The organism is Nocardia sp. NPDC046473 (assembly GCF_040645995.1).
Classification (GTDB): Bacteria; Actinomycetota; Actinomycetes; order Mycobacteriales; family Mycobacteriaceae; genus Nocardia.
Window position 1 is genome coordinate 921,682 of the sequence record NZ_JBEYZJ010000001.1, and the last position, 18,853, is coordinate 940,534.

16 protein-coding genes are annotated in these 18,853 nt (G+C 68.2%); 7 read left to right on the forward strand and 9 right to left on the reverse strand.

Features of this window, described 5'->3' with window-relative positions; all coding sequences use genetic code 11:
- Positions 1-2 precede the first annotated feature (2 nt).
- Positions 3-689: an iron dependent repressor, metal binding and dimerization domain protein gene (locus ABZ942_RS04430; protein ID WP_357378942.1), complete on the reverse strand. Its 687-nt coding sequence runs from the start codon at positions 687-689 to the stop codon at positions 3-5.
- Positions 690-887: 198 nt separating this feature from the next.
- Here ABZ942_RS04430 and ABZ942_RS04435 point away from each other — a divergent pair, with 198 nt between their 5' ends.
- The gene (locus ABZ942_RS04435; protein ID WP_357378944.1) at positions 888-2,156 is read left to right on the forward strand and encodes an acetoin utilization protein AcuC; all 1,269 of its coding nucleotides are present in this window, start codon (positions 888-890) and stop codon (positions 2,154-2,156) included.
- Positions 2,149-4,821, forward strand: a complete 2,673-nt coding sequence (locus ABZ942_RS04440; RefSeq protein ID WP_357378946.1) for a GNAT family N-acetyltransferase — start codon at positions 2,149-2,151, stop codon at positions 4,819-4,821. The genes ABZ942_RS04435 and ABZ942_RS04440 overlap by 8 nt, the downstream gene beginning before the upstream one ends.
- A gap of 336 nt (positions 4,822-5,157) precedes the next feature.
- Here ABZ942_RS04440 and ABZ942_RS04445 read toward each other — a convergent pair whose 3' ends face one another.
- From ABZ942_RS04445 to ABZ942_RS04455, 3 genes are all read right to left on the reverse strand, one after another.
- Positions 5,158-6,126 carry a sigma-70 family RNA polymerase sigma factor gene (locus tag ABZ942_RS04445; RefSeq protein WP_357378948.1) on the reverse strand — a complete coding sequence of 323 codons (969 nt, stop codon included), beginning with the start codon at positions 6,124-6,126 and terminating at the stop codon, positions 5,158-5,160.
- A gap of 194 nt (positions 6,127-6,320) precedes the next feature.
- Positions 6,321-7,841 (reverse strand): methyltransferase, encoded by a 1,521-nt coding sequence (locus ABZ942_RS04450; RefSeq protein ID WP_357378950.1) that lies wholly within the window; start codon positions 7,839-7,841, stop codon positions 6,321-6,323.
- A gap of 108 nt (positions 7,842-7,949) precedes the next feature.
- Positions 7,950-8,693, reverse strand: a complete 744-nt coding sequence (locus ABZ942_RS04455) for a VOC family protein (RefSeq protein ID WP_357378952.1) — start codon at positions 8,691-8,693, stop codon at positions 7,950-7,952.
- Between the two features lie 150 nt (positions 8,694-8,843).
- Here ABZ942_RS04455 and ABZ942_RS04460 point away from each other — a divergent pair, with 150 nt between their 5' ends.
- The gene (locus ABZ942_RS04460) at positions 8,844-10,130 is read left to right on the forward strand and encodes an MFS transporter (RefSeq protein WP_357378954.1); all 1,287 of its coding nucleotides are present in this window, start codon (positions 8,844-8,846) and stop codon (positions 10,128-10,130) included.
- 6 nt (positions 10,131-10,136) lie between these two features.
- Here ABZ942_RS04460 and ABZ942_RS04465 read toward each other — a convergent pair whose 3' ends face one another.
- On the reverse strand, positions 10,137-10,490 hold the full coding sequence (locus tag ABZ942_RS04465; RefSeq protein WP_357379376.1) for a DUF3099 domain-containing protein: 354 nt from the start codon (positions 10,488-10,490) through the stop codon (positions 10,137-10,139).
- A 171-nt stretch (positions 10,491-10,661) separates the two neighbouring features.
- Between ABZ942_RS04465 and ABZ942_RS04470 the strand changes: the two genes are divergently transcribed.
- Entirely contained in the window at positions 10,662-10,898 is a 237-nt protein-coding gene (locus ABZ942_RS04470; RefSeq protein WP_357378956.1) for a DUF3039 domain-containing protein, read from the forward strand.
- 14 nt (positions 10,899-10,912) lie between these two features.
- Here ABZ942_RS04470 and ABZ942_RS04475 read toward each other — a convergent pair whose 3' ends face one another.
- Positions 10,913-12,040, reverse strand: coding sequence for a YihY/virulence factor BrkB family protein (locus ABZ942_RS04475; protein ID WP_357378958.1), 1,128 nt, complete (start codon positions 12,038-12,040; stop codon positions 10,913-10,915).
- A gap of 281 nt (positions 12,041-12,321) precedes the next feature.
- Here ABZ942_RS04475 and ABZ942_RS04480 point away from each other — a divergent pair, with 281 nt between their 5' ends.
- A complete protein-coding gene (locus ABZ942_RS04480) occupies positions 12,322-14,010 on the forward strand; it encodes a DEAD/DEAH box helicase (RefSeq protein WP_357379378.1) in 1,689 nt (562 codons plus the stop codon).
- A 148-nt stretch (positions 14,011-14,158) separates the two neighbouring features.
- Here ABZ942_RS04480 and ABZ942_RS04485 read toward each other — a convergent pair whose 3' ends face one another.
- Complete coding sequence (locus ABZ942_RS04485) at positions 14,159-14,767, reverse strand: TetR/AcrR family transcriptional regulator (RefSeq protein WP_357378960.1); 609 nt, start codon at positions 14,765-14,767, stop codon at positions 14,159-14,161.
- 105 nt (positions 14,768-14,872) lie between these two features.
- On the opposite strand from ABZ942_RS04485, the gene ABZ942_RS04490 reads away from it, so the two are divergent.
- On the forward strand, positions 14,873-15,613 hold the full coding sequence (locus ABZ942_RS04490; RefSeq protein WP_357378962.1) for an SDR family oxidoreductase: 741 nt from the start codon (positions 14,873-14,875) through the stop codon (positions 15,611-15,613).
- Positions 15,614-15,637: 24 nt separating this feature from the next.
- Here ABZ942_RS04490 and ABZ942_RS04495 read toward each other — a convergent pair whose 3' ends face one another.
- Both ABZ942_RS04495 and ABZ942_RS04500 read right to left on the reverse strand, forming a co-directional pair.
- A complete protein-coding gene (locus tag ABZ942_RS04495; protein ID WP_357378964.1) occupies positions 15,638-16,189 on the reverse strand; it encodes a hypothetical protein in 552 nt (183 codons plus the stop codon).
- Positions 16,189-17,925, reverse strand: a complete 1,737-nt coding sequence (locus ABZ942_RS04500; protein ID WP_357379380.1) for a DEAD/DEAH box helicase — start codon at positions 17,923-17,925, stop codon at positions 16,189-16,191. The genes ABZ942_RS04495 and ABZ942_RS04500 overlap by 1 nt, the downstream gene beginning before the upstream one ends.
- Positions 17,926-18,043: 118 nt before the next feature.
- Between ABZ942_RS04500 and ABZ942_RS04505 the strand changes: the two genes are divergently transcribed.
- Entirely contained in the window at positions 18,044-18,841 is a 798-nt protein-coding gene (locus tag ABZ942_RS04505; RefSeq protein WP_357378966.1) for a TetR/AcrR family transcriptional regulator C-terminal domain-containing protein, read from the forward strand.
- Positions 18,842-18,853 lie beyond the last annotated feature (12 nt).

An 18,853-nucleotide genomic window follows, 5' to 3' on the forward strand; every position in this document is an offset into this window, starting at 1 on the left:
CGTCAGACCAGCTTCACCTGGACGGCGTGCGCCATCTCGTCGGGCAGTTCGAAGCCGTCGTGACCCGGCACGGTGATGATCACCGAACCCGGCTTGTTCTCGACGGTCACGCGCGCATCGGGCACCACGCCCGCTTCACGCAGCTGACCGATGACCTCCGGGTCGGTCTGGATGTGCTCGGCCAGCCTGCGCACCACGACGGCGTGCACCTGACCGTGCGGCAGATCCGACAGCCGGACCAGAGTCTCCTCGGCGGAGGTCGAGGGCATGATGCCCAGCTCGTCCAGGCCGGGGATCGGGTTGCCGTAGGGGGAGGTGGTGGGGTGGTTGAGCACCTCGACCAGGCGCCGCTCGACGTCCTCGCTCATCACGTGCTCCCAGCGGCAGGCTTCGGCGTGCACGTTCTGCCAGTCCAGGCCGATGATGTCGACGAGGAGCCGTTCGGCGAGGCGGTGCTTGCGCATTACCGCGACCGCCATACCGCGGCCCTTCTCGGTGAGCTCGAGATGCCGGTCTCCGGCGACCAGCAGCAGACCGTCGCGCTCCATCCGCGCGACAGTTTGGCTCACCGTCGGTCCACTCTGTTCGAGGCGTTCGGCGATGCGGGCGCGCAGAGGCACCACGCCCTCCTCCTCGAGGTCGTAGATGGTACGGAGATACATCTCCGTGGTGTCGACCAGATCTTTCACCTGTTACCCCTTCGTCGGCACGAATTCTACCTGCGCACACCGACACGGCCCTGCGCCGGACGGTGTCGCGCCGCGCAATACGCGGCAAAGCGGGATTCCGGCCGGCGCACGGCAAGCGGGCGCGATCGTTCTTCTCTGTATTTCTACTGCATAGCAACGTTCGGCGGGGCTCGTACCTTCCCGCGTAGCGTTGCGACCATGGCCACTGCACCGCGCAGCGAACACCCGGCGCCATCCGGCGAACAGCGCAGCCGGGGAACCGTCGTCTGGACCGACCGATTTCTCGACTACGCCTGGACTCCGGAGCACCCGATGAAACCGGCGCGCCTGAAGTTCACCATGGCGCTGGCCGAAAGTCTCGGATTACTCGACGGTGTCGAGCTATTGGCGCCCGCCACAGCCGAGCGGGCCGACCTACTGCGCATCCACACCGCCGACTACATCGACGCGGTCGAGCACGCCGAACCACCGGCCGGATCGCCGCAGGCGCCGCCGTACGGGCTGGGGTCACCGGACAATCCGGTGTTTCCGGGGATGCATCAGGCGGCGTCGGTGATCGTCGGTGGCACCTTGGCCGCGGCCAGGGAGATCGCCGAGGGGCGGACCCGGCGGGCGGTGAGCATCGGCGGTGGCATGCATCACGCGATGGCCGACTCGGCGGCCGGGTTCTGTGTGTACAACGATGCGGCCGTGGCCATCTCCTGGCTGTTGGACAACGGCTTCGACCGGATCGCCTATGTCGATGTCGACGTGCACCACGGTGACGGGGTGCAGCGTGCGTTCTACGCCGACCCGCGTGTGCTCACCGTTTCGCTGCATCAGCATCCGGCGACGCTCTGGCCGAACACGGGCTGGCCGGAGGAGACGGGCATGGGCGCCGCCGAGGGCACCGCGATCAATCTGCCGTTGCTCCCCGGCACCCGAGACGCGCAGTGGCTGCGCGGTTTTCACGCGGTGGTGCCCGGCGCGCTGGCGGCCTTCCGCCCGCAGATCGTGGTCAGCCAATGCGGCGTGGATACCCATCGCGAGGATCCGCTGGCAGATCTGGAACTCACGGTGGACGGCCAGCGCGCTGCCTTTCGCGCGATGCGCGACCTGGCCGACGAGCACGCCGAGGGACGATGGCTCGCCGTCGGAGGCGGCGGCTACGGGCTGGTCCGGGTGGTGCCGCGCGCCTGGACGCACCTGCTCGCCACCGCGCTGGACCGCACCATCGCCCCGGAGACCGCGATCCCGCAGGACTGGATCGACCAGGTCCAGGCGCAAGCGCCCAGGGTGGACCCGCCGCGCACCATGGGTGACGGCGGCGACATCGCCTACCTCCCGTGGGATGGGCCGGGCGGCACGGGGGAGACTGGGGACCCGCGGATAGACCGCGCCCAACGCGCCATCGACACAGCCGTGCTGGCCACCCGCCGAGCGACTTTCGGATTGCTCGGCCTGGACCCGGAGGACCCTCGTGACTGACCTCGTAGACACTCCGGACACGCCGGCAGTTCCGCCGCCCCCGCCGCAACACTGGTTCGCCGACATCCTCGCCTCCGACGGTGGCGTGGTCCGGCTGCGGCCGATCACCCCCGACGACGCGGACGCGCTGCAAGAGTTCCACGCGGCGCTGTCGGACCGCACCAGGTATCTGCGCTATTTCGGTCCGTACCCACGGATTTCGCCGAAGGACCTGTACCGGACCACCCACGTCGACTACCACGACCGCGTCGGCCTGGTGCTGGTGCTCGGGACGGCGATCATCGCAGTGGGCCGCTACGAGGGGCTCGACCGGGTGGGCCGGCGGTCCGCGGAGGTCGCGTTCGTGGTGGCCGACGGGCATCAGGGGCGCGGACTCGGCTCGATCCTGTTGGAGCACTTGGCCGGCGCCGCCGCCGAGAACAAGATCGAGACCTTCGTCGCCGAGGTACTCGCCGAGAACACCACCATGGTGACGGTCTTCCGGGACGCGGGCTATCAGGTCGAGCGCAGCCGGGACGGATCGGTGCTGCACCTGGAATTCGCCATCGATCCGTCCGAAGCCCTACTCTCTGTGCGGGATTCGCGTGAGCGGGCCTCCGAGGCGCGCAGCGTGGGCAATCTGCTCACCCCGCGCTCGGTGGCGGTGATCGGTGCGACGCCGAGCGCGGGCCGGGTGGGCGGCGCTGTGCTGAACAACCTGCTGTCGGGGGTGTTCCAGGGGCCGGTTTTCCCGGTGAATCCGAATCGGCACTCGGTGCGCGGGGTGCGGGCCTACGCGACGGTGCGCGAGATCCCGGACGAGGTCGACCTCGCGGTGGTCGCGGTGCCGCCGGAGGCGATCGCTTCGGTGCTCGACGACTGTATGGCCAAGGGCGTCAAGGGACTTGTGGTGCTCACCGCCGGATTCGATACGACCGGCGTCGGTGGCGGAACGGCCGAACGCGAACTGGTCGCGGCCGCACGGGGACACGGGATGCGGGTGGTCGGGCCGAGCGCGCTCGGCATCGCGAACACCGATCCGGCGGTCGCGCTCAACGCGACGCTGGCTTCGGTGCTGCCCGGTCGCGGGCGGATCGGATTCTTCTGTCAGTCCGGGCCGTTGGGTGCGGCGATCCTCGGTGAGGCCGCCGCCAGGAATCTGGGGCTGTCGACGTTCGTGTCGGCCGGTGACCGTGCCGACGTGTCCGGCAACGACCTGCTCCAATACTGGGACACCGACCCGGACACCGATGTCGTTCTGCTGTATCTGGAGAGTTTCGGTAATCCGCGCAAGTTCTCCAGGATCGCGCGCCGAGTGGCCAGGACCAAGCCGATCGTCGCGGTGAGCAGTGGTCGCCATGCGGCCCAACCCGCGGGCGATATGGATCGCTCGATCGTGCGAGACCTGTTCGCGCAGGCGGGAATTGTCCAGGTCGACTCGATCTCGGAGCTGTTCGACTGCGCCGCGCTGCTCGGGTATCAGCCGCTACCGAGTGGTTCCCGGTTGGCCGTGGTCGGCAACAGTGCGGCACTGAACTGGTTGGCCGTCGACGCGGCGCAGAGCGAGGGACTCGACGTCGGCGACCCGGTGAATCTTGGCCCGCAGGCGACCCCCGGCGCGTACCTCGACGCCACGGTCGCGGCGTTGCGTTCGGACGACATCGACTCGGTACTGGTGGTTTTCGCGCCGCCGGTGCCGCTGCCGATGGCAGGTTTCGCCGACGCCATCCGCGCCGCCGCGGCGGAGGTGCCCGATGCGGGCAAACCGATCCTGACCACTTTCGTTGCCGAACAAGGCATTCCGAATCTGCTCGCAGTCCGCGGTCCCGGTGCGACGGCGGTGCGTGGGTCGATTCCCTCGTATCCCGATCCGGAGCGGGCCGCGCGAGCGCTCGCGCGAGTCCGTCGCTATGCCGAGTGGCGGACGAGACCCGTGTCGCAGGTGTTGCGCCCCAACGGGATCGACACCGAACGGGCGAGGCAGTTGGTGGCGCGGTGGATGGCCGAGTCGGGCGGGCGTCGGCTGACCGACCTGGAAACCGTCGAACTGCTCGACTGCTACGGCATTTCGGTGGTGGAGTTCCGTGAGGTACGCAACGCCGACGAGGCGGTCGCCGCGGCCGAGGAGCTCGGCTACCCGGTGGCGGCGAAGGCGACCGGCGAAATGTGGCGCCGCCGACCGGATCTCACCGGCGTCCGCCTGGACCTGTGGCGTCCCGAAGCGGTGCGCCAGGGATACGCGGACCTGGCCGAGCTGTGCGGCGACCCGGTCCTGCACATCCAGAAGATGGCGACCAAAGGCGTCGGCTGCGTCCTACGCGTCCAGGACGACCCGTCATTCGGCTCGGTCATCGAATTCGGTCTTTCCGGCCTGATCATCGAACTTCTCGGCGACCGCGCCTACCGTGCCCTACCCCTCACCGCCGACGAAGCAACCGCCCTCATCGACGCCCCCCGCGCGGCCCCATTGCTCTCCGGCACCCCGGCCAGCCCCCGCGTCGACAAGGCGGCACTAGCCGAACTGGCCCAACGCATCTCGGCTCTGTTCGACGATCTCCCGGAGATGCGCGAACTTGCCTTCGACCCCGTGCTCGCCTCCACCAACTCGGCCGAAATCCTGTACGCCCGTGGACGAATCGGCCCCGAACCGAGCCGCTTCGACACGGGTCCCCGCAGGCTCGGCTGATGTGCCGGAGGTAAGCGAGTTCGCCTTCGGTCCGCGCTGCTGGGAACCCAAAGGCGTATTCACCGAACTTGCGAGACCTGTCAAAAGTGCTGACCGCGCCCGAGCAGATCTACCGAAAGTGTTGACCTGCTTAGTGTCTCGATGAACTGCCCGCCGCTGCGGGCAGATTCACGCCGACCGGTTCGCGGCTCCAGGAGGGGGAAGGAGCGCGGCACCGGCCGGCGTTGGCAGGTGACCCCTAGGGTCACCAGTTCGTACGCCGGACCAGCCTTGGGAGCGGCCCAGCGTCGTCAGTAGTGCCGGAGCGAGTCCGGCACGGCTATCGGGGCGGGGATATCAGCTGGCGTAGGCGCGCAGGCGATCGGCCCGCTCGCCCTTGCGCAGCTTCGCCATGACCTCGCGCTCGATCTGCCGGACCCGCTCGCGGGACAGGCCGAAGAGCTTGCCGATCTGGTCGAGGGTGCGCGGCTGGCCGTCGTCGAGCCCGAAGCGCAGGCGGATGACCTGCTGTTCGCGCTCGTCGAGGGTGGCGAGGACGCTGCGGACATCGTGGTGCAGCAGGCCGGCGATCACCGCGGACTCGGCCGAGGTGGCCTCGGAGTCTTCGATGAAGTCGCCGAGGGGGGCCTCTTCGTCGTTGCCGACCGGCATGTCCAGGCTTACCGGGTCGCGGCTGTGATCGAGCAGATCGGAGATCTTCTCGACCGGGATGCCGGACTCGTTGGCCAGTTCCGCGTCGGTGGCTTCGCGGCCGAGCTGCTGGTGCAGTTCACGCTTGATCCGAGCCAGCTTGTTCACCTGTTCGACCAGGTGGACGGGCAGCCGGATGGTGCGACTCTGGTCCGCCATACCGCGGGTGATGGCCTGACGGATCCACCAGGTGGCGTACGTGGAGAACTTGAAGCCCTTGGCGTAGTCGAACTTCTCCATCGCGCGGATCAGACCCAGGTTGCCTTCCTGGATGAGGTCCAGCAGCGGCATGCCGCGGCCGGTGTAGCGCTTGGCGAGCGAGACGACGAGGCGAAGGTTGGCTTCCAGCAGGTGCGATCGCGCGGCTTGACCCTCGCGAACGATTTGCGCCAGATCGCGCTTGCGGGTGGCCGACAAACGTTTGCCGGTCTCCAACAGGTTCTGCGCGTAGAGGCCCGCCTCGATACGCTTGGCCAGCTCGACCTCGTCGGCGGCCGTGAGCAGCGCGGTACGGCCGATTCCGTTCAGGTACACGCGTACCAAGTCGGCTGCGGGGCTCTGGGCGTCGAGGTCCTGATCGCTGATGCGCACACGAGTGGTGGCGGGGCTTGTCATGACTTGCCTCCTGTCGGTGGTGTCTCACTCCGAACAACGGACCCGACAGAGAGAAAGTTCCCCGTCTCGGCTCAGATAAACCGCTCTGACGTGCGGTTTTCATCACTCTCGTCTGAGAAGTTCCTGAGAAGGTCTCAGCCGTGGAACGCGCCTGTTGTCCGGTGCCTGCACCGACCTACCCGCGATTGCCGGAATTACACGGGCCGTACCAGTCCGTGGCGGACCAATCCGGCCACCACGGACAACGCGTCGGCCGCGAACTCCGTGGTCACCTCGTCAGATCCTTGGGCAACCGCCAGCAGTTCGATCAGTTCGTATAACGGCAGGCCGTCGGCGCGCATTCCCGCGAGCAGGGAGATGGTTGTCTCGTCCACCTCGTGCTGCCAGCGGGGTCCGTCGCCGCGGTGCACGCGCGCCACCTGCGGCGCCCAGCCGTCCGGGCCGGGCAGCGCGACGCGTTCCAGCGCGGTCGCCGGGTCGACGACGAAACGTGAAGTCCAGGCGAGTTTTTCGTCGCCCGCGACGGCGCGCAACCAGGCCGAACGCTCGAAGTAGCGGGTGGCCTCGTCGCCGAGCGGATCGTCGAAACCGTGGGTGAGGTCCTCGGCGAGCAGCTCGGTCGGGCCGTCGATGGCGCGCAGATAGACGAAGCCGAAGCCGATGCCCTCGACGTCGGCGGCGGTGAAGGCGTCGAGCCACTGTTCGGCGCGCGCCTGTGCGGCCGGATCGCGCGGGTCGAGACCTGCGTCACGCAACCAGGTTCCGACGTAGAGGGCGGGGTCGGCGACGTCGCGCTGCACCACCCAGGCGTCGACGCCGTCCGCGGGCAGCCAGGACGACACGCGATGACGCCAGTCCTCGCCGTCGACGTGCACCCAGGCCGCCAGCATCGCGGCGGTGCCGCCGGGCGCGAGCAGATCCGCCGCCTGTCCGATGACCAACTCGCTGGCGCCGTCGAGGGCGAGGCCGGAGTCGCGGTAGGTGTGTTCGATCCGGGCCGGGCCGACGACGAACGGCGGGTTGGCCACCACCTGATCGAAGCGTCGTCCCGCGACCGGCTCGAACCAGGAGCCTTCGAGGAATTCGATCTCGAGTCCGTTGAGTGCGGCCGTCGCCTCGGCGAGCCACAGCGCGCGGGTGTTGACGTCGGTCGCGGTGACACGGTCGGCGTAGGAGGCGGCGTGGACGGCTTGCACGCCGCAGCCGGTGCCGAGATCGAGCACGGTGCCGACCCTGCGGGTCGGGGTGGCGCGCAGCAGCGACAGGGAGGCGTGGCCGACGCCGAGCACGTGTTCTTCGGTGAGGGTGCGCCGCCGCATCGAGTCGTCGAGGTCGGACAGGATCCAGCGGGTGCCCGCTCCGGCGTCGAGGGGGCGCAGGTCGAGTGCCGCGCGCACGGTGTCGCCATCGCGGTTGAGCAGACCCGCTGCGACCGCGCGTTCGATATCTACCGGTGCGAGCGCCGCGGCGACGTCGCGTTCGGGCAGTGGGTCACCGAGCAGCAGCAACCGGATCAGCGTGCCCAGTTCGCCCGCGTCCCGCGCGGCCCGGCGCACCGGCACCGGCTCCGACCGTCCCAAAGCCGAGTGCACGTCCTCCCCGAGTACCTCTAGCAGCGTGTCGGCGTCGTAGCCGACCCGGGTCAGCGCCGTCCGCAGATCCGGGCACAGCGCGGTGAGCAGAGATCCGGTGGTCGTCGATCGGTTAGTAGGCACATCGGTACTTTGCCACTGCGCCGCGACGTCACTTGCCAGGTGTTCGCCGTGTCACAGGATGACGGTTCTGCTCGGCACCGCATTCTCGCCGAACGGATCGCGCGTTCGTCAGACGCCGTTGTTCGGGTCGCGCGCGGTGATGCAGTAGACCGCGTCCCCCGGGTCGTTCATCACGATCCAGTGCTCGTGGCGTTCCACCACTGTGGCGCCGAGGGTTTCGTGCCACGCGGCGGTGGCTTCGATGTCCGAGGAGGACAAATCGACGTGGGCGCTGGTGGTGCGGTCGTCGTCGAGGCGCTGGAGCAGCAGTTGGATGGGGCGGGGCTCGTCGGCGCGCAAGCGGGCGAATTCGGGGCGCCTGCCTTGCTGGAAGTTCCAGCCGGTCAACGACTTCCAGAAGTCGGTCTCGGCGGCGTGATCGGTGCGGCCGATGTCGAGGCAGACCTGGTCGAGGCGGCTGAGGGTGCCGTCGGGGGCGGTCACGGCGGGCGCGGGGGTGCTGGTGGCGCGGCCGCTCGGTGTGAGACAGAAGGTTTGGCCGCCGGGGGAGCGTAGGACCGCGTAGTCGGGATGGTTCGCGACCAGGTCGGCGCCGAGGTCCAGCGCGGTGCGCACGGCGGTGGGGATGTGGTCGACGTCGAGGTCGAGATGGACGCCGCCGAGACCGGTGACCGCCTGCATCTTCACCCCCGCCGCGGCGAAGAGCGCGGGATCGGGGAGCAGTGTGCGGAATTCGTCGTGTTCGCCACGACGTGCGGAGAGCTCGGTACCGGTGACCGTGGACCAGAACTTCGCGCAGTCGTCGAATCGCTGTGCGGGGCGGTCCAGGAAGGCCCAGATCCACCTGATCATGTTCACTCCTGTCTTGTACCCCGAGACACCCTAGGGAAAGCCACGCGCGGTGTCGAGCGGATTGGCGTGTCGCCCGCGCTGGCACGATCTTGGTGTTTTGTGGCATTCCGGCCACTCGTTGGGTGGGTGGTTTTCCGGCACGCTCAGCGGGTGACCGAACTACAGACGCCGCCGACCGTTCCGCCGCACGACACCGTCAGCCGGCGCGGTCTGCATCCCGCGTGGATCGTCGCGGGCGTCGGCTTCATCGCGTTGCTCGGTGCCGCCGCGTTCCGCTCGGTGCCGAGCGTGCTGATGGATCCGCTGCACGAGGAGTTCGGCTGGTCGCACGGCACGATCGGTTCGGCCGTATCGCTGAATCTGCTGTTGTACGGACTGATTTCGCCGTTCGCCGCGGCCTTGATGGACCGGTTCGGCATCCGCAAGGTGGTGTCGGGTGCGCTGGTCCTCGTCGCGGCGGGTGCCGGGCTGACGGTGTTCATGACCCAGCCGTGGCAGCTGATGCTCACCTGGGGCCTGCTGGTCGGGGTCGGGGTGGGATCGATGTCGATGCCGTTCGTGGCGACCATCACCGGTCGCTGGTTCGTGCGGCAGCGCGGACTGGTCACCGGGGTGCTCACGGCGGCGGGTGCGACGGGTCAGCTGGTGTTCCTGCCGCTGATATCAATGCTGGCGCACGAGCACGGCTGGCGGCTGCCGTCGCTGATCGTCGCCGGGACCGCGCTGGCCGTTGTGCCGTTGGTGCTGCTGTTCATCCGGGATTTCCCGAGTGATGTCGGTGTCACCGCGTACGGCGCGGAGCCGGGCAGTGTGGTCGGTGTGCGGACACCCGCGACGGTCGGCGCCTCCCGCGCGCTCACGGTGCTGGTCAAGATCGCGCGCACGCCCGGATTCTGGCTGCTGGCAGGCGGATTCGCGGTCTGCGGTGCGTCGACCAACGGTCTGGTCGGCACCCATTTCGTCAGCGCGGCGCACGACCACGGCATGCCGCCGACCGCCGCGGCGGGTCTGCTGGCGACGGTCGGCATCTTCGATGTGGCGGGCACCATCGCGTCCGGCTGGCTGACCGACCGCATCGACCCGCGCTATCTGCTGATCGGCTACTACGTGCTGCGCGGCTTGTCACTGCTGATTCTGCCGTCGCTGCTCGGCCCGCACACCCAGCCCAGCCTGTGGGTGTTCATCATCTTCTACGGCCTCGACTGGGTCGCGACGGTCCCGCCCACCGTTGTGCTCTGCCGCGAGCTCTTCGGCAACGACGGCCCGGTCGCCTTCGGCTGGGTCTTCGCTTCGCATCAGATCGGCGCCGCCGTCGCCGCCACCGGCGCAGGCGTCATCCGCGACGTGCAGGGCAGCTACAACCTGGCCTGGTACTTGGCCGGCGGCCTCTGCGCGACCGCCGCGATCATGTCCGCCGTCATTCGCCGCAAGGCCTGACCGAATTCAGCCGTCGATGGACTTGTGCGACCGCGCCTCGATGGCGGTGCGGCGCTCGTCCCAACGGCTCGGTTCGTCCTTGCGACGCGGTGGCCGGTCGTTGGCGATGAGGACGGCGATCCAGGGGAGCGGGATCGAGACCGCGATGATGAGGATCGCCAGCAGCGCACTGTTGAAGGTGCTGTAGGCGATGGCGGCCAGCACCAGGCAGGGGATGCGGAACGCCATGATGATGGTGTACCGGCGGACCCGGGAGCGATGCTGATCTTCCAGCGAGGGCTGAGCCTCGGTGATCAAAACGGGGTGCTTGTCGTCGGTGCCGGGGAAATATCCGGACGAACCAGTCGAAGCTGGCGGCATCGTCACGTCCGGGCGCTCACCACGGCCGATGTCGTCGGCGTTGGGAGAGTCGCCGTGCTGCTGCATATCTCTGAGTCTTCCACTGTCGGAGCACCAGCGCACACAGCGTGGTCAGGCGGACACCGGACCGTGATCAGTCATCCCATCTTGGAATGCGGCATCATGGAATGCGTGAGCACCGACACCATGGTTCGCCCCGATTCGACCACCGACGAGTCGACGAGCGACGACACCCCCAAAGTCTTCCACTACGTCAAGAAGGACCGGATCGCGGAGAGCGCCGTCATGGGCACCCATGTCGTCGCGCTGTGCGGTGAGGTTTTTCCGGTGACGAGGTCGGCCAAGCCCGGTTCGCCGGTCTGCCCGGACTGCAAGAAGGTCTACGACGGGCTGAAAAAGGGCGATTGAGGCTGTTGCGGCGTCTACGCGGACGCCGTGCGTTGCTGATCGGGTGCGTCGACAGGTGACGGCGGAGTCTGCTCCGCCGTCTCGGTTTTGTCTGTCTTCGGATCGTCGTCGTTCGGCGAATCCCCGGTCAGCTGGTTGGTGATCCACTCCTTCACCTGTTCCATCCGGGTCGCCCGGGCAGGCCAGAACTCCTGCACGGCGGCGTTGAACTCCGCGCCGAGGATCACCGCGAACCCGAGGAAGTACGTGAACAGCAGAAACGCGATCGGCGTGGCCAGCGCGCCGTAACTGACGCCGGTCTTGGTCACCCACGCCAGATACCGCCGCAGCACCTCGCTGGCCGCGATGAAGAACACCGCCGCGACCAGTGCCCCGCCGAACAGTCGATGCCAGGGCAGCGAGGTGTGCAGCGCCAGCTTGTACAGCGTGGTCAGCACGATGATGAGCAGCAACCCGACGCCGGGGTAGTAGAAGAAATCCAGCAGCTGCAGTCCGGTGACCCGCCACGGTTCGGGCAGCACCCGGCCGATCAACGTGGGCCCGAGCGCCACCAGCGGCAGGATGAACACCGAGGCCACCAGGAACGCCACGTACAGCAGCAGCGCGAAGATGCGCTGCCACACCGGATGTCGCAGGTCCTGCTGATCGTGGGCTTCGACGATCGAGTCGACGAACGTCGCCATCGCCGACGACCCGGCCCACAGCGACAGCACGAAACCCACCGAAACGACCGCGCCGCGGCCCTTTCCGAGCACGTCCTTGACGGTCGGCTCGATCAGATCCGACACCACGCTGGCGCTGAACAGGTCCCGGCTGAACGAAATGATCTTGGATTCCACGATCTGCACGGTGTCCGGCCCGAACCACGTGCCCACATAGCCGAGGCTGCCGAGCACACCGAGCAGCAGCGGCGCCAGCGACAGCGTCTGCCAGAACGCGGCGGCCGCGGACTTGGCGAAGATCGAGTCGTCCCAGGCCTTCACCACCACCCGCACCACGAGCTTGCTGGTGTTGCGGCGGGCCCGGCGCAGCCGGATGGTCACCCGCTGACCGAAGGTGAGCTGACGCGCGGCGATGCCGCCGCTGAGCGACGGTATGTCGGTCCGCAGCGGATCGCTCGGCAGGGCGTTTTCGTCGGTCATCGTGTCTACAGCATCGCGCACCCGGCGTTCCCGCACCGGATTCCGGGGGCGACGTGTCGTCGGGCAATCGGTGAACTTCGGCGTGTCGGTAGTTGAACATGTGATGCCTGTCGCCGATGCCGCGTCGGTTTAGCAACACGCCGTGCCGGGCCAGTAGGGTCGAGTGCGTGACTGGGTCGGGTGGCGCCGCTGTGGCGGGAAAAGCGGAGACACCGGGCGATTCGGCAAGACCCGACGCGTCGGGGACGCCGAACAGCTCCGGTACATCGGGCGGCGGATCGCTGCGTGCCTGGCAGCGCCGGGCCTTGACCAAGTATCTGGCGTCCAAGCCACGCGACTTCCTCGCGGTGGCGACGCCGGGCGCCGGTAAGACCACGTTCGCGCTGCGGGTGGCCGCCGAACTGCTCGCCGATCGGACCGTCGACCAGATCACGGTTGTCGCGCCTACCGAACACCTCAAGCATCAGTGGGCGCACTCCGCGGCCCGGGCCGGGATCCAGCTGGATTCGCGGTTCTCCAACGCGACCGGCGGCACGTCCGGCGACTATCACGGTGTCGTCGTCACCTATGCCCAGGTCGCGTCCCATCCGTCCCGGCATCGGGTGCGCACCGAAAACCGCAGGACCCTGGTGATTCTCGACGAGATCCACCACGCGGGCGACGCGAAGAGCTGGGGTGAGGCGACCGCCGAGGCGTTCGGTGACGCGACCCGGCGGCTCGCGCTCACCGGAACCCCGTTCCGCAGTGACGACAGTCAGATCCCGTTCATCACCTACGAACCCGACGAGTCGGGTTTCCCGCGCTCGCGCGCCGACCATGCCTACGGGTACTCCGAGGCCCTCGCCGACGGCGTGGTCCGGCCGGTGGTGTTCCTCGCCTACTCCGGCGAGGCGCACTGGCGCGACAGCGCGGGCGACGAGCACACCGCACGTCTCGGCGAGCCGCTCAACCCTGAACAGACCGCCCGTGCCTGGCGTACCGCGCTGGACCCGGCGGGCGACTGGATCTCGGCCGTGCTGCGCGCCGCGGACATGCGGTTGCGCCAGTTGCGCAGTACGGGCATGCCCGACGCGGGCGGCCTGGTGATCGCCACCGACCAGGACCGGGCCCGCGATTACGCCGAACTGCTGGAACACATTTCGGGCACCAAGCCCACGCTGGTGTTGTCGGACGAACCGACCTCGTCGGATCGGATCGAGCAGTTCGGCGCGAGTACCGAACCGTGGATGGTCGCGGTGCGCATGGTGTCCGAGGGTGTCGACGTGCCGCGCCTCGCGGTCGGCGTGTACGCGACCAGCGCGTCGACGCCGCTGTACTTCGCGCAGGCGATCGGCCGGTTCGTGCGTGCGCGCAAGCCCGGCGAGACCGCGAGCGTGTTCCTACCCTCGGTGCCGGTGCTGCTGGATCTGGCCGCGCAGCTGGAGTTGCAGCGCGACCACGTGATCGGCAAGCCGCATCGGGAGAAGGACGGGCTCGACGACGAGCTGCTGATCGATGCGAACAAGCAGCAGGACGAGCCGGGTGAGGAGGAGAAGTCCTTCGTCGCGCTGGCCGCCGATGCCGAGCTCGATCAGGTGATCTATGACGGATCCTCCTTCGGCACCGCCACTTTCGCGGGCAGCGACGAGGAGGCGGACTATCTCGGTATTCCCGGTCTGCTCGACGCCGACCAGATGCGCGCGCTGCTGCGCGAGCGGCAGACCAAGCAGATCGCCGACCGCGGCGAATCGGCCAACGCGCCCGATCCGGGCCCGCAGGTCGCGAGCGCGGCCGAAAGGGTCGCCACCGCCGATCGTTTGGGTGAGCTGCGGCGTGAACTCAACAGCTTGGTCGCCATGCACCATCATCGGACCAACAAGCCGCACGGCGTGATCCACGGTGAGCTGCGTCGCGAATGTGGCGGGCCGCCAACGGCGTTGGCTTCTGCGGACCAATTGGTGGAGCGGATCGCGGCACTGCGCCGGATGTAGGTCGCGGCTAGTTCGCTACTGCCGCAACCAGATCGGGCGACCCAATCATGGTTCGCGCTCGCCGTTGCGCCGATCGGAAAACTACGTCCGCAATCATGCCCTCGTCAACGTGCTGTCGATCGGCCGCAGGATCGACCTGCCAGGCGGATCAGGCAGGAGTGGTGGTTGTCGGCCAGGCAGTCATCGCGCAGTCGATTGATTGCGTCAGGTCCGCCAACGTAGCCCCGTCGCGAGCCTGGATCGACAACCCGTACAGCACCGTGGTGTAGAAGTGGGCCAGCCCCGGGGTGTTGGTCGTGGCGGGCAGATCGCCTTCGGTGACACCGCGATCCAGCCGTCGACGGATGTCTTCGGTTGTCTCCCTGCGCTTTTCGACCAGGAAATCGCGGATGCTCGCGCTGCGCGTGGTGTAGGTCGAGCCCGCCAGCACGACCATGCAGCCGTGTGGTTTGTCCTCGACGGTGTAGGCGATCGCGTTGTCGCGCAACATCGCATCGATCGCGGCGCGCGCCGTCGGCTCCTCGCGTAGCGCCCGCGCGGTGTATCCGCCGTCGGTCTGCCCGTACAGGCCGATGGCCTCCCGGAACAGCGCCTCTTTGCCGCCGAACGCGGCGTAGAGGCTGGGGGAGTTGATGCCCATCGCGGTGGTGAGGTCGCTCATCGACGAGCCCTCGTAGCCGTGCTCCCAGAACACCTCCATGGCGCGGCGCAGCGCATCGGTGCGATCGAAGGCGCGTGGTCGTCCGCGTTCGGCCATGGTCGATCCTTTCTGTGTCGATCGTTAAATATACCCCTTGACGGCGCGCGCTCTATGCGCTTAGCTATTTATGTATTGATCGACACAGAATTTGGAGGAGGACCGATGTCGGATCTCACGGGCAAGGTGGCACTGGTGACCGGCGGCAGTCGAGGGATCGGCGCGGCGATCGCACGGAAGCTGGCCGCCGACGGCGCGGACGTGGCGATCACCTACCAGAGCGCCGAGGTACCGGCGAAATCCGTTGTCGCGGAGATCGAATCGCTCGGCCGCCGGGCGGTGGCGATCCAGGCGGACAGCGCCGACGCCGGCGACGTGGTGCGCTCGGTGCACCAGGCCGCGGCCGATCTCGGCCGGCTGGACATCCTGGTGAACAACGCGGGCATCTTCCCGGCCAAGCCATTCGAAGAGTTCACTGTCGAGGAAGTCGACCGCGCGCTGAACATCCACGCGCGGGCCGCGTTCGTCGGCGCGCAGGCCGCGGTGGCGCATATGACCGACGGCGGTCGAATCATCAGCGTCGGCAGCAACCTGTCCGAGCACACTCATTTCGCCGGACTCTCGCTCTACAACCTGAGCAAGTCGGCGCTGAACGGATTCACCAAGGCGCTCGCGCGCGAACTCGGCCCCCGGGACATCACGGTGAACCTGCTACAGCCCGGTTCCACCGTGACCGACATGAACCCGCTCGATGGCGGCCACTACGACCAGCAAGTCGGACTGACCGCACTCGGCCGCTTCGCCGCGCCCGAGGACATGGCCGCGATGGTCGCGTTCCTCGCGGGCGAGACGGGCCGCAGCATCACCGGTTCGATCTTCACCGTCGACGGCGGCACCAACGCTTGATCAGCCGGCCGCAATAAACCCGGATCAGGTCACGACCTCGAAGTAGTTGGCGGGCGCGAAGGTGTTGATCGGCACCCAACGCGGCACTTCCACGGGCGCGGGCGAATCGTCCTGTGCGGCTTGGAAATACCCCTGCACCTCCAGGGCAAGGCGCGGGTTTTCGTCTACCCGGCTCGCCATGTCGTAGAACGCGGCCAGCACATGCAGGCACCGTGCCGTGCGCGCCTTGCACGAGCAGTCGGTCCCGGCGAGCACGGGCGCGATGCTGAGTTCGGCGGCAACCACCGCTCGGTGCATGTCGTCGGTGAGCACGGTGGTGTCCGGGAGGATCTCACCGATCGCGGTGATCGCAGCGCGGGGCAACGGTGTGACTTCGAGGTGGATCACCGAGGCCTCGCTGCCGCGATGAATGGTGGCGCGCACGATGCGCCCCTCGATGGTGGCCTGGACGCCGTGGTTGCGTGCGATGGAGCGAGCGCGGGGGAGCAGCGGTTCGGGGCGGGTCTGGCGGATCGGTTCGGCCAGCCGAACCCAGTCCATGCCCCATGTGGTGTAGCCGAATTCGTTGTCCGCCATCAGTTCTCCCTCTTGCGGCGCAGGATCTCGACGAGCTGGTCGTCATCGAGGCGGGCGAGCGCGGCGATGCCCGCGGAGTCGCCGAGGTCCGAGAGCGCGGACTTGCGGTCGTGCATGCGGGCGATGTGCTCCTCGACGGAGGTGGTCGAGGTGAGCGTGGTGACGGTGACCGTACGGGTTTGGCCGATGCGGTGTGCGCGATCCGAGGCCTGCGCCTCGACCGCCGGGTTCCACCAGCGGTCGAAGTGGATAACGTCCGCAGCGCGGGTCAAGGTGAGGCCGGTACCCGCGGCACGCAGGCTGAGGATCAGCACCGGTGGTCCGTCCTCGGCCTGGAAGCCGGTCACGATGGCGGCCCGCTCGGCCTGGTTCAGTCCGCCGTGGAAGAACGGCGTCGTGATCCCGAACTGCTCGGCCAGATGCCGGACCAGCAGCTCACCGGTTTGCCGGTACTGGGTGAAAATCAGGGTGGGCGCGTTCATTTCGAGATTGTTGGCCAGGATGTCGGTGCACAGGTCGAGCTTGCCGGAGCGGCCCGCGAGCTCGGTGAGCTCGCCGGTGACCAGCCCCGGATGGTTGCAGACCTGTTTGAGCGCGGTGAGCGCCGCGAGCACCCGGCTCTGGCGGTCGATGCCGGTACCGAAGCCGTCGTCGATGGCGCGGACGAGCAGCTTGTCGTAGAGCTCTTCCTGCTCGTCGGTGAGGTCGCACAGCAGGTCGGTGTGGATCTTGGCCGGCAGCGACGCGGCGACCTGCGCCTTCTTCCTGGCGAGCACGACGGGCTCGATGGCGTCCTGCAGCCGCGCCGCCGCGGCCGTCGAACCCTCCTGGATCGGCCGGACGAACCGCCGCCGGAACTGCGTCTTGTGCCCGAACAGCTTGGGCGTCACCAGGTTCAGCAGCGCCCACAGCTCCTCGAGATGGTTCTCCACCGGCGTGCCGGTCAAGGCGACGCGCACCTCGGCGTCGAGCGCTCGCGCGGCCTTGGACAGCTGCGTGCCCGGATTCTTCAACGCCTGCGCCTCGTCGAAAACCGCCGTCGCCCAGCGGCGCTCGTCGAGGTGCTGCTTGTGTATCCGCACCGTGGGATACCCGGTGACGACGACTGTCCCCGCACCCGCGTCGATGTCACCGCCGCGCCACACCACCACGCGCAGTCCCGGCGCGAACCGATCGATCTCGTGCGCCCAGTTGCCCACCAGCGAGGTCGGGCACACGACGAGCTGCGGTCCATCGGCCGCCCGCCCGAGCAGAAAACCGATGGTCTGCACCGTCTTTCCGAGGCCCATCTCGTCGGCCAGCACGGCCCCTCCGTGCGCCGCGGTGGTTTCCCGCAGCCAACTGACCCCGCGCACCTGATACGGCCGCAGATCGGCTTTCAGGGCCGATCGCAATTCCGTTGTCACGGCTTGGGTCTCGTGCAGCACCCGGATCGCGCGCTCGGCGGACACGATCGAGGTGCCCGCCGCATTGGGAACCGCATGCGCCGCGATCGGCAGCGGATCGTCGGGTGATTCGTCACGCAGCGTCGTCCGCCAAACCTGCACGGACGCCCCCGCATCGGCGAGTTCGAGCGCGCCGAAGGTCGCGGGATCGACCAACGCGCAATCGACCTCGCCGACCTCGATCGCCCCGTCGAACCCGGTCGGCACGGCAAGGGTGAGCGTCTCCCGATCACCGAGCGCGGCCGGTGCCGACCCGGTGTGCTGCCCGGTCCATGTCCACAACGCGAACATGTGACGGTCGGGCAGATAAGTGGCCTGTGTGCTGGGCAGAGCGAACCCCTCCATCGGCGTATGGTGTACGAAGTATCTGAATAACGTACAGAGTACCGAGTTTGTTCCGAGGAGTCCCTTGCCCGACGAATCCGCCGCCGAGCAGGCCAAACAACTGGTGAGCCTGCTGTGGCGGCACGAACTCCCGCCGCGGTCGGGCGGGCGCGGACCGAAGCCGACGGTCAGCGTGGACGCGGTGGTCGGCGCCGCGGTGGCGCTCGCCGATCGGGACGGCTACGCGAAGGTTTCCATTCGGGCGGTGGCCGCCGAACTGGGGCTACGTCCGATGAGCCTGTACACCTACGTTCCGAGCAAGGACGCGCTGACCGTGCTGATGGTCGACGCGGTCGCCGATGAGGACCCGCCGATCCCGGCGGAATTGCCTGTTCGCGAGCGGATGGCCGCTATTGCCCGCCAGACGCGCGCTGAGCTGATCGCCCATCCGTGGCTGCTGGAAGTGTCGCCGTGGCGCCAGGTGATCGGCCCCGGCCGGATGCGCCGCTATGAACGGCAGCTGGCCGCCATCGACGGCATCGGCCTGTCGGAGGTCGAGCTGGATCGGGTGATCGCCGTTTTGTCGGAATTCGCCACCGGCAACGCGCGTGTCGCGGTCGGGGCGCAGCGCGACGCGCAGGACATGACCGACGCGCAGTGGTGGGAGGTGTACGGCCCCTTGCTCGCTCAGGCCATGCCGTCCAGTCTGTTTCCGCTGTCGGCCCGCGTCGGCACGGCGGTCGGCGAGCTGTATCAAGCTCCGGCGGACCCGGACGGCGCCTTCGACTACGGCCTGGCCCGCCTGCTGGACGGGATCATGGGGGACCGGAAAACCCCTGAACACACCAACAGCGGGCGATCCGAGGATCGCCCGCTGCGGTAAACGGTTTTCTGT